General features: G+C 65.0%; 9 protein-coding genes. All 9 read right to left on the reverse strand.

Annotation, left to right across the window (positions count from 1 at the left end; translation table 11 throughout):
• Positions 1-19: 19 nt before the first annotated feature.
• Positions 20-613: a glutathione S-transferase gene (locus C4J87_RS11520; protein WP_124366880.1), complete on the reverse strand. Its 594-nt coding sequence runs from the start codon at positions 611-613 to the stop codon at positions 20-22.
• Entirely contained in the window at positions 610-4,248 is a 3,639-nt protein-coding gene (locus C4J87_RS11525; protein ID WP_124366881.1) for an AAA family ATPase, read from the reverse strand. The genes C4J87_RS11520 and C4J87_RS11525 overlap by 4 nt, the downstream gene beginning before the upstream one ends.
• Complete coding sequence (locus tag C4J87_RS11530) at positions 4,245-5,486, reverse strand: exonuclease SbcCD subunit D C-terminal domain-containing protein (RefSeq protein ID WP_124366882.1); 1,242 nt, start codon at positions 5,484-5,486, stop codon at positions 4,245-4,247. Before C4J87_RS11530 ends, C4J87_RS11525 begins: the two co-directional genes overlap by 4 nt.
• A gap of 245 nt (positions 5,487-5,731) precedes the next feature.
• The gene (locus C4J87_RS11535) at positions 5,732-5,971 is read right to left on the reverse strand and encodes a DUF6124 family protein (RefSeq protein WP_124366883.1); all 240 of its coding nucleotides are present in this window, start codon (positions 5,969-5,971) and stop codon (positions 5,732-5,734) included.
• 544 nt (positions 5,972-6,515) lie between these two features.
• A complete protein-coding gene (locus C4J87_RS11545; RefSeq protein ID WP_124366884.1) occupies positions 6,516-8,156 on the reverse strand; it encodes a BatD family protein in 1,641 nt (546 codons plus the stop codon).
• Positions 8,153-9,892, reverse strand: coding sequence for a tetratricopeptide repeat protein (locus tag C4J87_RS11550; RefSeq protein ID WP_124366885.1), 1,740 nt, complete (start codon positions 9,890-9,892; stop codon positions 8,153-8,155). The genes C4J87_RS11545 and C4J87_RS11550 overlap by 4 nt, the downstream gene beginning before the upstream one ends.
• Positions 9,889-10,977: a VWA domain-containing protein gene (locus C4J87_RS11555; RefSeq protein WP_124366886.1), complete on the reverse strand. Its 1,089-nt coding sequence runs from the start codon at positions 10,975-10,977 to the stop codon at positions 9,889-9,891. Before C4J87_RS11555 ends, C4J87_RS11550 begins: the two co-directional genes overlap by 4 nt.
• The gene (locus C4J87_RS11560; protein ID WP_124366887.1) at positions 10,970-11,464 is read right to left on the reverse strand and encodes a DUF4381 domain-containing protein; all 495 of its coding nucleotides are present in this window, start codon (positions 11,462-11,464) and stop codon (positions 10,970-10,972) included. The genes C4J87_RS11555 and C4J87_RS11560 overlap by 8 nt, the downstream gene beginning before the upstream one ends.
• Positions 11,461-12,393 (reverse strand): DUF58 domain-containing protein, encoded by a 933-nt coding sequence (locus tag C4J87_RS11565; protein ID WP_124362678.1) that lies wholly within the window; start codon positions 12,391-12,393, stop codon positions 11,461-11,463. The genes C4J87_RS11560 and C4J87_RS11565 overlap by 4 nt, the downstream gene beginning before the upstream one ends.
• Between the last annotated feature and the right edge of the window lie 4 nt (positions 12,394-12,397).

Consider the following 12,397-nt stretch of genomic DNA (forward strand, 5'->3'; position numbering starts at 1 on the left):
AGGTTGATAGATGTTGGTTTCAGGGCTTTGCCATCACCGCGATAAACAGCGGCGACTCCAGAATCCGCTGTATCCACGCCTGTAGCCGTGGATACGGCGCCCCCGCAAACCACTCGCGATCCACATGGGCGAACTGCCGCACAAACGGCACGATGGCCGCGTCCGCCAGGCTCATGTGCGCGGCGAGCAAGTACTCACGATCCGCCAGCAAACCCTCCAACTTCTGCAAGAACACCTCGCCCTCGGCCCGATAATGTTCCATCGGCTGCTGCGGATAGCGTTCGGCGTACTTGTATCGATTCAAATGATGTTTAAACAGGTCGTCATCCTCGGCGATCAATGCCAGTACCGCAGGATCACCTTGCAGTCGCCAATCGCCGGGGTCGTTTTGCGCCACTGCCCATTGCATGATCTCCAGGCTTTCCTCGATCACCCGGCCTTCCACGCTCAGCACCGGTACCGTGCCCTTGGGTGACAGTGCCAGCATCTCGGCCGGCTTGGCCTTGAGGCTCACCTCGATAATCTGCACCGCCACCCCCGAGTAGCGCAGCGCCAGGCGTGCGCGCATCGCATAGGGGCAGCGCCGGAACGAATACAGCAGCGCCTGGCTCACTTGACCTCCAGGGTGCTCAAGCCATTGCCCTGGCGCTTGACCTGGATCTGCACCGGGATGCGCTCGTGCATTTCCTGTACATGGGAAATCACCGCGACCTTGCGGCCCTGGGCCTGCAAGCCATCGAGGGCGTCCATGGCCAATTGCAAGGATTCGGGGTCGAGGCTGCCGAAGCCCTCGTCGATAAACAGTGACTCGATTTTCAAGGTGCTGGAGGCCATCGACGCCAGGCCCAAGGCCAATGCCAGGGACACCAGGAACGTCTCGCCGCCGGACAACGAGTGCACCGAGCGCAGTTCATCACCCATTTCCGTGTCCATCACCAGCAGGCCCAACATGCTGCCACCACGCTTGAGGCGGTAGCGGCGCACCAGTTGGCGCAGCTGCACGTTGGCGTGATGCACCAGCAGGTCGAGGTTGTAGGCCTGGGCGATCTTGCGGAAGGTGTCGCCGGTGGCCGAGCCGATCAGCGCGTTCAGGCGGGCCCAGCGCTGCCATTCGTCATAGGCCTTGGTGATCTGTTCGGCCAGGGCGCTGTTGGCATCCTGGCGGCGCTGGTCCTCGGACTGGCGGGCGCGCAGTTCGGCGCAGTGTTTCTCGCCCTCGGCCAATTGCTGGTTGAGCGCGGCGAGACTGCTGTCCAGCTGTTCGGCGTCGAGGTTGCCATTGTGCAAGGCCTGGTGCTCGGCGAGGCGTTGTTCGCGCTCTTGCAGCAGTACGCTGGCTTGTTCGACGGCTTTTTCGCAGGTGTGCAACTGCTGGCGCAGGTCGGTGACCTGGGCATCGTCCAATGCCAGCAGACGCGCCAGGCCTTCGTCGTCCAACTCGGGGCGCGCGGCGCGCCAGGCGCTGATGCGCGTGTCCAAGGCCTGTTGTTCGGTTTCGAGCGCTTGCTGGCGTTCCTGCAGGGCTTTGAGATCGGCGATCAACTGCACCAGAGCGGTGTGTACGGCGTGTAATTCCTGGCTGGCGTCGGTTTCGCTTTGGCGCGACTGGGCGACGGCCTGATCCAGTTGCTGTTGCCAGTGTTCGGCGCTGGCGTGCTCGCCCAGCAAGGCGCTGAGCGTTTCCTGGGCGTCGCGGTGCTGGGTGGCCAGCTCGGCGACCTGCAGACTCAGCGCCTCCAATTGCTGCTGGCGATGCTGCTGGTGGGTTTGTTGCTTCTCGATGGCCTGCTGACGCTCTTGTTGTTCAGCCAGCTCATCACGCTGATGGCCCAGGTGTTCCAGGCGCTGGCTGACCTGCTGATCGAGCTGCAGGAAGGTCGCCGCCGGCTCGCTGCGCAAGCCGTCCAGCGTCGCGCTGGGCAACAGGCTGGCGAAGCTTGCAAGTTCTGCATCGAGGCGTTCACGGTCGTTGGCCAGGGCGCGCTGCTGGTCGAGCAACAGTTGGCGGGCCTGCTGGCTGGCGTCCTGGGCGGCTTGCAACTGCTGCTGCAGACGCCCGGCGTTTTGTTGCAGGTTGAGCAGGGCGCTTTGGCGCTGTTCGTCCTGGGCGATGCTTTGCGTCAGTTGCGCCAGTTGCTGGGCCAACCAGCTGCTGCGCTTGGCGGCGTCCTGGTTGAACAGCGCAGCGCACAGCGGATGCGCTTGCAGGCTTGGCGCCAACGCTTGCTGCTGCAGCGCAAGCTGTTCCTGCTGCGCCAGGAATTCCTTTTGCTGGGCGATCAGGCCACCCACTTCGCCACGCAGCTCGGTGAGCTTTTCCTTGAGGCTGTCGACGGCTTTCTGCGCCGTGGCCTCTTCGTTTTCATCGTGGCGCCCCAAGCTCTGCAACAACGCTTCGGGCTGGTGATACGGATGTTCGTGGCTGCCGCAGACGGGGCAGGGCTGATCATCCTGCAACTGCTCGCGCAGTTCCTCGACGCTGGCACTGCGGGCCAGGCGCTGGCGCTCCAGCAGTTGCTTGGTCACCGTCAGGGTTTGCTCGGCCACCGTCAGTTCGGCTTTGGTTTGCAGGCCGGTCTGGTTCAGTTGCTCGCGCTGCTGCGCCGCCTCGGCGAGTTTTTGCGTCAGGCTGCTGGCCTGGGTGTCGAGCTGCTGCTGGCTGTCCCACAAACGTGCCAGGTCTTCGAAGGCACGTTGTTGCTTGCGATTGTCCTGCAAGAGGCTGGCGAGCAATTGCAGTTGTTCGGCCACTGCATGCGGCTCGGCGCCGGCCTCCTGGTACAGCAGGTCCAGGGCTTCGCGCTGCTGGGTGAATTGCGCCACGGCGGCGGTGACGCGCTGTTCGAGTTGCGGCAGTTCGGTCTCGCCCTGATTCAGGCGATTGCCGATCAGCATCAGCTGTTGCAGGCGGTCGCGGTAGGCGGTCCAGGCGTCGCTCAGGGGCGCGAGGGCGGCGCTGCGCTCCAGTTCAGCGGCCAGGCGTTGCAGGCGCTCGCCGACCTGGGCCTGCTTTTCTTGCAGGCTGTTGAGCAAAATCTGACCTTCGCTGCAGGCGGTGGCGTGCTGCTGCTGGTCCTCGGTGCGCTTGGCCAGTTCCTTGGTCAAGTGGGCGAGGGTGGTCTGTTGTTCGAAGGCCTGGCGCAATAACGGCGCGGCCTGCGCCTGGTTCTGCTGGGCTTGCCCGAGTGCCGACTGGGCGCTGGCCTGCTGCTGTTGCGCCTGTTCCTGGCGGCTGTGCAGCACGGCTTGTTGTGCAAGGTGCTGCTGAATCTGCGTGGCGAGTGGTGCCAGCAGGGCGTCGAGTTCTGCGCGGCGCAGGAAGTGATGGCGCTGTGGGGCGAGCTGGTCCAGGCGCGTCAGGTCCTGGCGCTGCTGGCCCTGGCTGTCCCACCGTTGCCGGGCGTGCTGCAACTGCTCGGCAGCGCTTTGCTGGCGCTCCTGCCATTCGCGCAGTTCCTTGAGCCAGGTGTGCTGCAACTCCAACTGCTTGAGCTGGGCCTGGTGGGTCTTGAGTTGCTGCTGCGCCTGGTTCAGTTGTTGATCCAGCTCGGCGCGGGCTTCGGCGGCCAGGGGTACCACGCCGGTGGCCTGGTCCTGCAACTGTTTGTGGGCGTCCCTGGCGTCCTTGGCCTTGTCGAAGGCGCGGCGGCCCAGCTGGGTGTAGAGCGCGGTGTCGGTGAGCTTTTCCAGCAGTTCGCTACGCTCGTTGTCGTTGGCCTTGAGAAAGGCACTGAACTCGCTCTGCGCCAGCAGCACCGCACGGGTGAACTGTTCGAAGTTCAGGCCCAGGGCCAGTTCCAGCTGGGTCTTGTATTCGGTTTTCTGGCTGGCCAGCAGTTGCTCGCTGTCCAAGTCGATCAGGCTCTGGCGGCTGCTCTGCAACTTGCCGCTGGCCTTGTCGCGGGCGCGGTTGGCTTCCCAGCGCGCCCGGTAGCGGCGGCCGCTGACGCCGACGAAATCCACCTCGGCGTAGCCCCCGCCGGTACCCCGCCTGAGCAGGGTGCGCGGGTCGCCGATGGAAATATCGCTGTCGGCATCCGGCATCTTCGCCTGGCCGGTATCGCCCAAACGCGGCACCGCGCCAAATAGCGCCAGGCACAGTGCATCGAGCAGGGTGCTTTTCCCTGCGCCGGTCGGCCCGGTGATGGCAAACAAACCGGCACTGGCCAGCGGCTCGGCGGTGAAGTCGATTTCGAACGGCCCGGCCAGGGACGCGAGGTTTTTCAGGCGGATGGCGAGGATCTTCATGGCTGTTCGTCCTCCTGTTGCACTTCCTGGAGCAGCACGGCGAAGTCCTTCAAGGTCTGTTCATCCACTTCACTGCCGTAGCTGTCCTGCCAGGCGCGGCTGAACAGCTCCTGGGGCGTGAGTTGGTCGAGTTCGACCAGGCGCTCTTCGTCGCCGTCGGCGCGCGGGCCGTTGCCGGCGTATTCGGCGGCGATGCGCACCAGGCGCACGGCCTTGCCTTGCAGGGCGGTTTCGATCTGCTGGCGCAGGTCCGGTTGCGGTTCGTCCAGGCGCACGCGCACTTCCAGCCAGGGGTGGCGCTGGGTTTCGGCGAGCAGGTCGATGTCGGGCAGCTCGGCCAGGGCCTTGAGAATATCGGCCAGAGGCGCGGCTTCCAGGCGTTGCAGGTTGACCGAGCGCGGAATCAGCAGCGGTTCGACGCCGACCAGTCGTTCGCCCTGGAACGTCACGTCGAGCACCTGGTGCTTGTAGCTGATTTCGGAAAACGACAGCGGAATCGGCGAGCCGCTGTAGCGAATGCGCTCTTCGCCATTCACTTTTTGCGGCTTGTGCAGATGGCCGAGGGCAACGTAGCCGACACTTTTATCGAACAGGCTGGCCGGCAGCGCCTCGGCGTTGCCGATGATCAGGCTGCGCTCGGAGTCTTCCGACACCGAACCCCCGGCCATGTGCGCATGGCTGATGGCAACCAGCGCCTGGCCTTTCTTGCGTTTGGCGTTGGCGGCCGCGATCAGCCATTCATGCACTTGGCCGATGCCGCGCAGGTAATCATCGCCCAACTGCGCACCCGTGACTTCCGCCGGGCGCAGAAAGGGCAGCGCCAGGCACCAGGCGACGATCTTGCCTTTGGCGTCCGGCAATGGGATCAGCAGGCGTTCGGCATCCAGTTGGCCGTCATCCAGCCACAGCACACGGCCCAATGCATGGGTGCGCAGACGACGCATCAGCGGGGCGGGCAGCTCGATGCGCGAACCGGAGTCGTGGTTGCCGGCGATCATCACAATCGTCAGCGTGGGGTTTTGTTCGTGGGCGCCGATGATGAAGTCATACAGGCGCTCCTGGGCCTTGAGCGGTGGGTTGACCGTGTCGAAGATATCGCCGGCGATCAACAGCGCCTCCGGGCGGTGGGCCTTCAGTTGGCCCAGCAGCCATTCGAGGAAACAGGCATGTTCGAAGTCGCGTTCCTGGCCGTGCAGGTTTTGCCCAAGGTGCCAGTCGGAGGTGTGAAACAGACGCAAGGCGAACTCCGTGGAGAAGATGAAAAGGAGGGGAGTTTACCTGTATTACTAGCGCAGTGCCTTGGGTGGCGCCGGGGGCGATCGTTCCCACGCTCTGCGTGGTAATGCCTCCTGGGACGCTCCGCGTCCCGCCAGGCGCTGCAAGTTCCGCTACTGCACACAGGTGACGCAGAGCGTCACGGGCTGCATTCCCACGCGGGAGCGTGGGAACGATCTTTGAAGCCGCGCTCCACAGGGGTTGTGCGTTATGCCTGGGGCTGCAGGCACTCCAAGGCTCGGTCCGCCAGGGTGCGGGCCATGTCGATCAGGTGGGCGGTGGAGCAGGCCATGTCGCGTTGGGCGCCGTTGAGGTCTTCAGCAGTCTGTATTGCGGTGGTGGCGGCGCAGCGTAATAACGAGGCAATGCTGACGATGGCGTCTTCGAAGCTCAGGTCTTCGTGAGCGACAAATATGGGAAAGGGGGGATCGGGGACGAGTTTGTTCATGCGTGAAGCTCCTGCTTGGGTTGGGAGCCATTCTTTTGCCGATCTCACACGTCAAAAGGTGGCAGCTATGTGCGGGGTGAGATACCGGAAAGCAGGACCCGGCCAGACCAAAGCCTGCCCGCACATAGCCGCCATAGACGGTCGTAGCGCATGGCGCCTGCTAATACACGGGATCTCACACCCGGTCGCCGATATGCAGCGACGAAGCGAAGGCTAGCCAGTGGATTGAGCAGGCGCAAGGCCGAAGGATTGTCTAGGAAACGTCCTGCAAATTAAAGCGATATGGATTGCTGGCCTTTAACAATGCATGTCCAGCAGGCGGCGCAGGTCAACTGTGGGAGGGGGCTTGCCCCCGATGGCAATGGATCAGTGACAAGTATGTTGACTGACACACCGCTATTGATCGTTCCCACGCTCTGCGTGGTAATGCCTCCTGGGACGCTCCGCGTCCCGCCAAGCAGCCGTGACGCAGAGCGTCACGGGCTGCATTCCCACGCGGGAGCGTGGGAACGATCTTAGGTGGGGGCTTGCCTCGTGTCAGGGGTTATTTGGGGTAAAGCGGCGGCAAGCTGGTGGTATCGGTGGCCGGGTCTTGTACGCGCTCGGCCACGGGGATGGCTTTGATTGCGCGCCACAGGTCTTCACCCAGCCAATACTGGCCACTTTCGCTGTACAGCGCGCCGTTCAACCCGTCCAACGCATCCGACAGCGGCACGAACCGCGCCGCCATGTCGGCGAGGGTTTCCGGTTGTTGGCGGGCCCAGGCATCCAGGGCCTGGCGGGTGGCGTGGGGGTCGTTGGCTTGGGTCGCGCGCTTGAGGTCGTCGAGCAGGGTGCGCGGGCTGGGGCCGGTTTGCGCGGCGCGTTGCACGGCGGGTTGGCGGCGGGCGCGCCACCACAGGCCGAAGCCCAGCAAGGTGGTGCAGGCCAGCAGCAAGGTGCTGAGCTGCCACAGCCACAGGCGTTCGTCATCCGGCGCGGTGATGACGGTCGGCGTGGCGGGGGTGTCTACCAGCAGGCTCGGGTTGACCGCGACTTGCAGGGTGCGGGCCGGCAGGCTGGTGCGTTCCAGATGGTCTTCGTGGGTGTTCCACCACACCACCTCCACGGCGGGCAATTCCAGCGCACCAGCACGCGTGGGCACCAGTGCCTCGCGGTCCTCGCGGCTGCCGATCACGCCACGGTCGCTGGTCTGGTTGCCCAGCACCGGTTGGTCCGGGTAACGCCGCAGGCCGTTGACGTCGGTACTGGGCAGCGCCGGCAGTTGCGCGCTGGACAGGCCCTCGACCTTGACCGTGAGGCTGCGCGTCAGCGAGTCACCGACCTGCACATGCTCAGGCGTGGGATTCCAGGCTTCATCCAGGCTCAGGCTGCGCGCCGGCAACCAGGGCGTGTCGGCGGGGTAGAACTCGGGCTTGGGCTTGACCGTCAGCGCAAGCGGCGCTGAGCTGGCGTGGATCAGCTTGCCCGGCTTGGTGCCCTGCAGCGTGTTCTCCTGGGGAGGGCGCGATTCCACCAGGGTCGCGCTGAAGGTCTGCGCTCCAATTGCCAAAGCCCCGCTGTGCTGCGGATAGATCGCGTAGCGGGTTTCGATCACGCCATGGCGGATGCTGTTGATGACTTTTTCATAGGTGCGCGACTCGCCCAATTGCTCGACCCGTGCGTCGGGGATTTGCAGTGGCGTGAGGCTGCTGTCGTCATACAGCGACACCGAGTGATACACGCGCACCGTCAACAGGGCCTGGGCCTGCACGTAAACGCTGGTCTGGTCGAGATTGGCTTCGACAAACACCGGTGCCAGTTCGGCGCTGGTGTTCTGGCTGGCGGTCTCCAGCACTTGCAGGGTGATCGGCTGGGTCTTGAGGTCGCCCACTTGCAGCGGCGGGATCACCACGGTGCCGTTTTCCCGGGGCAGCAGGGTGATGATCCAGCGCGTGGTCGCGTGGTTATCGCCGCCCAGGGTGGTGAGCTGGTTGATCTGGCGCGTGCCGCTGACTTCGAACTGCGCATCCAGGGGCGACAGGTCGGGCTTGCCGAACTGGGTCACGTCGCTGGATTCCACCGTCAGCTCCACCGTTTCCCCTGAGTTGAGGCGGCTGCGGTCGACGCTGGCGACCAGGTTCGCCGCCTGGGCGTGGCCTGCCGACAAGGCGAGCAAGAGCAGAAGGGTGGTGCGGCGGCTCATCGAGTCTTGTCCTGATGTTGTTGCTGTTCGTACCAGAATTTGCGTCGCAGCAGTTCACCGGGGTTGTCCGGGATCTGTTGCAGCCATTGCTCCAACGCCTGGCGATGTTCGCCCTCAAGGCTCGCATCGGCGGGGCGTAGCGGCGGCGTGGTGGTTTGCTCGTCGCCCAGCTCGCTGCCTGGCACGTCGTTACCGTCGGTTGGCGGCGCGCCAGCGGTGTCGGTGGCGCCGTTGGCAGCTTGGCCCTGACCCTGAGTGGATTGTTCGCCACCCTGGGCATTTTGTCCGTCGGCGCCCGGTTGCGCAGTTTGGCCGGGTTGGGTGGTTTCGTCATCCTGGTTTTTTGCCGGTTCGTCAGGCTCAGGCTGGGCTTGTTCGCGCAGCAGGTTTTCCACCAGCGCCTTGTTCTTCAGGGCCGGTTGCAGATCGGGCTGGGCTTCCAGCGCCTGTTCGTAGGCATCGATCGCAGCTTCCAGCTCACCCGATCGGGCCAGGGCATTGCCGCGATTGTAGTGGGCGTAGGCGTTGTCACCCTGGGCAAAACGCTTGATGGCTTCGGCATAGTTACCGGCTTCGTACAGGGCCACGCCTTGCCATTGCGGGTCCTGGAAGCGTTCGGCGGCCTCGGCCGGGCGTTTTTTCTTCAGCAGGTACTGGCCTTGCTGGTCGGGGCGCAGCCACAGGTCCTGGAATTCGAAGGCATAGCTGGGCTGCGGTGCGGCCATCAACAGCAGCGGCAGGCAGAACAGCCAGCCGCGGCGCCCGGCGCAGGCGGCCAACAGCAGCAGCGGCAGGAGCAGCCAGTAACCCTGGTCGGCCCAGGTGTCCAGGCGCAGCAGTTGACCGTCGTCGCGCAAGGCTTGGGGCGGGTCGAGTACGCCGAGTTGGCGCAGGTCTTTGTCGTCCAGGCGCGCGGCCCGGTAGCGGCCGCCCATTTCGCTGGCGAACGCCTTGAGGGTCGGGCTGTCGAGGCGTGGGATCAGGATCGCGCCCTGTTCGTCCTTGAGGAATTCGCCGCTTTCCTGGGTGACTGGCGTGCCTTCACGACTGCCGATGCCGAGGATCGACAAGCTCGGCGCCTGGCTGCCTTGCAACAGCAACCGGATACCCTGGCGCTCCTGTTTGGACAGCGACGAGCCGATCAGCAGCAGGCGCCCCTGGCCGAGGCCGCCGTGCTTGAGCAGGGCCAGGGCTTTTTCCACGGCCAGGTCGGCGCGGTGGCCAGGCTCGGGCATGATCGAGGGGCGCAGCGCTTCAAGCAGGTTACGGCTGGTGGCCAGGTCATCCGACAGTGGCACCAGGGTGTGGGCGCTGCCGGCATACACGACGATGGCGGTTTGCGCATCGGTGCGTGCCTGCAGCAAGTCATACAGCTTGCGCCGCGCCTGTTCGAGACGGTTGGGCGGGCTGTCGGTAGCGAGCATTTGCGGGGTGAGTTCCAGCAGCACCACCAGCGGGTCGGAAGGCTTCTGGCTGAGTTGTTCAACCCGTTGCCAACTGGGCCCCAGCAGCGCCAGCAACGCCAGCAGCCAGGCGATGCCCAGTACCACCCAGGGCGATTTGCTTTCGCGGCCGTTGCCGCCACTGAGCAGCGTGGCATGGAAGGCCTGGGGCAGGATGAGCTGCCAGCGCCCGGCGCGTTTTTGCCGGTGCCACAGTTGCCACAGCAACCAGCCGAGCAGCGGCAGCAGCAACAGCCACCAGGGGCGCAACCAGTGCGGCCACAAAGCGATCATCGACGCCTCCGCAAGCGCAGGCGCTTGAGGCGCTGGCGCCATTCCGGGCTCTGTGGCAGGAACATGCCCTTGCTCGACAGTTTGGTGTACAGCCGCTGCAAGGCGTTGTTCGGCCAGCGTTCGTGCACCACCAGCAACAGGCTGAGGAGCAGCGCCAGGGCCAGCGGGCCGCTGTACAACGCGTGGGCCGGGCGGGCCTGGGTGGGCTGCTGTTCGACGGGCTCGAGGGTGTCGAGAGTAGTCTTGATCTGTTCCAGCTCGTTGCCATCACGGGCGCGGAAATACTGGCCGCCCGTCGCCTCGGCGAGGGCCTTCAGCGCCGGTTCGTCGAGGTCCAGGCTCGGGTTCACGCCGAGAATGCCCAGGGAGCCGGTTTGCTCAGGGTCGGCGCCGATGCCGATCGGGTAGATTTTCACGCCTTCTTCAGCGGCCAGGCGCGCAGCGGTGAGCGGGTCGATTTGCCCGGCGTTATTGGCGCCGTCGGTCACCAGGATCAGCACGCGGCTTTGCGCCGGGCGCTGGCGCAGGCGTTTCAGGGCCAGGCCGATGGCGTCGCCGATGGCGGTGTTCTTGCCGGCGATGCCGATGCGCGCTTCATCCAGCCAAGTGCGCACGGTGCGCCGGTCGAAGGTCAGCGGCGCTTGCAGGTAGGCCTGGCTGCCGAACAGGATCAGGCCCACACGGTCGCCTTCACGGCCCTCGAGAAAATCCCCGAGCAAGTGCTGGACCAGCGCCAGGCGACTGACGTCTTCGTCCTGCCAGTGCATGTCGGGAAAATCCATGGAGCCGGAGACATCCACCGCCACCAGCAAGTCGCGGCCACTGGCGGCAATCGGCAGCGGCTCGCCGAGCCATTCCGGGCGGGCGGCGGCGGTCAAGAGCAACAGCCACAGCACTACGAACGGTGCCTGCTGGCGCCAGCCCGGCAGGTTCACCCGAGCGCGTCGCCGGGCCAGGCTTTCGAGGTCGTTAAGGTAGCTGACTTTCAACGCGGGTTCGCCACTGTCGGCCGCTGGCAGGACAAGGCGCATCAACCACGGCAACGGCAACAGGGCGAAGATCCACGGCCAGGCGAACTCAAACATGTTTGCGAATCCAGGTGTCGACGGCTTGGGTCAGGCCAGCGATGGCTTTGTCGTCGAGTTTGCATTCGGGCTTGTAGGCGCCTTCGACCAGCACCATCCAGCGCGTGAGGCCGGCGGCGGGGCAGCGGTTATCGAGGAACGCCAGCCATTTGCGGCCGTTGAGGGTGTGGCTTTGGCTGTAGGGGTAGTCGTTGCGGCACAGGCGCTTGAGCAAGCCATTGAGTTGCTGCAGCCAGGCCCCGGCGGGCGCGCCGTCATAAGGTTTGGGCATCAGCGCCAGCTCGGCCAGGGCCGCAATGCGCAGCGGGTCCAGCGGTTGTTCGGCGCGGGCCACGGGGCGGCGCGTGGGCAGGAAACGGCGCAGCCACCACAGGCCCCAGCCCAGCATCGGGAGCAGCAGCAACAACAGCCACCAGCCCGGCGCGGGCGGCCAGAAGCCGATGGCTGGCGGGGCGATCAGCGGTTGCAGTTGGTCGAGGCTGCTCATTGTTTTCTGACCGGGCGTTGCGGGTTGAGGTATTCGCGCAGTTGCTCGACCATTTCACTCTGGGTGCTCAACGGCATTAACAAGACGCGCAGCTTTTGCGCGAGCAACTCCCAGCGGGCGATGCGCGCTTCGGCCTGGGCCTTGTAGGCCTGGCGCAAATCGAAATTGAGCGTATCGAGTTCCAGTTGCGCGCCTCGTTGCGCGAAACGCAGCAGTCCTGCGGCGGGCAGGGCATGGTCCAGCGGGTCGGAGATGGGCAGCAGCAGCAGGTCGCAATGGCGCGACAACAAGCTCAACTGCTGTTCGGCGCCTTCAGTCAGCGCCCGCTCATCACAGATCACAATGCCCAGACTGCCCGGGCGCAGCACTTCGCGGCCACGGCGCAGGGCCATGCCCAGCGCGTCGGCTTCAGGAAGGCTTTCGGTGTTCAGGCTCTGGTTGACCCGCACCAGGCGGTTGAGCAGTTGCAGCAGGCTTTGCTTGCTGCGCCGGGGTTTGATTTCGTAATGCTCGCTGTCGCCGAACACCAGGCCGCCCACGCGGTCGTTGTGCCCCAGCGCGGCCCAACCGATCAGGCTGGCAGCTTGTGCGGCGAGCACCGACTTGAACATCTGCCCCGAGCCGAAAAACAGCCGGCAGCTTTGCTCGACCATGATGAAAATCGGCCGCTCGCGCTCTTCGTGGAACAGCTTGGTGTGGGGCTCCTGGGTGCGTGCGGTCACGCGCCAGTCGATGGTGCGCACGTCGTCCCCGGCCTGGTACACGCGCACCTGGTCAAAATCCACACCGCGCCCGCGTAGCTTGGAGTGGTGCAGGCCGATCAACGGGCTGCGCTGGCCGGGGGTGGAAAACAATTGCACTTCACGCACACGATGGCGCATCTCGATCAGCTCACTGAGCGTGACGTGGATGCCCGCGCTCGCGTTCATCGGC

Origin of the sequence: Pseudomonas sp. R1-43-08, assembly GCF_003852255.1 — a bacterium.
Taxonomy (GTDB): domain Bacteria; phylum Pseudomonadota; class Gammaproteobacteria; order Pseudomonadales; family Pseudomonadaceae; genus Aquipseudomonas.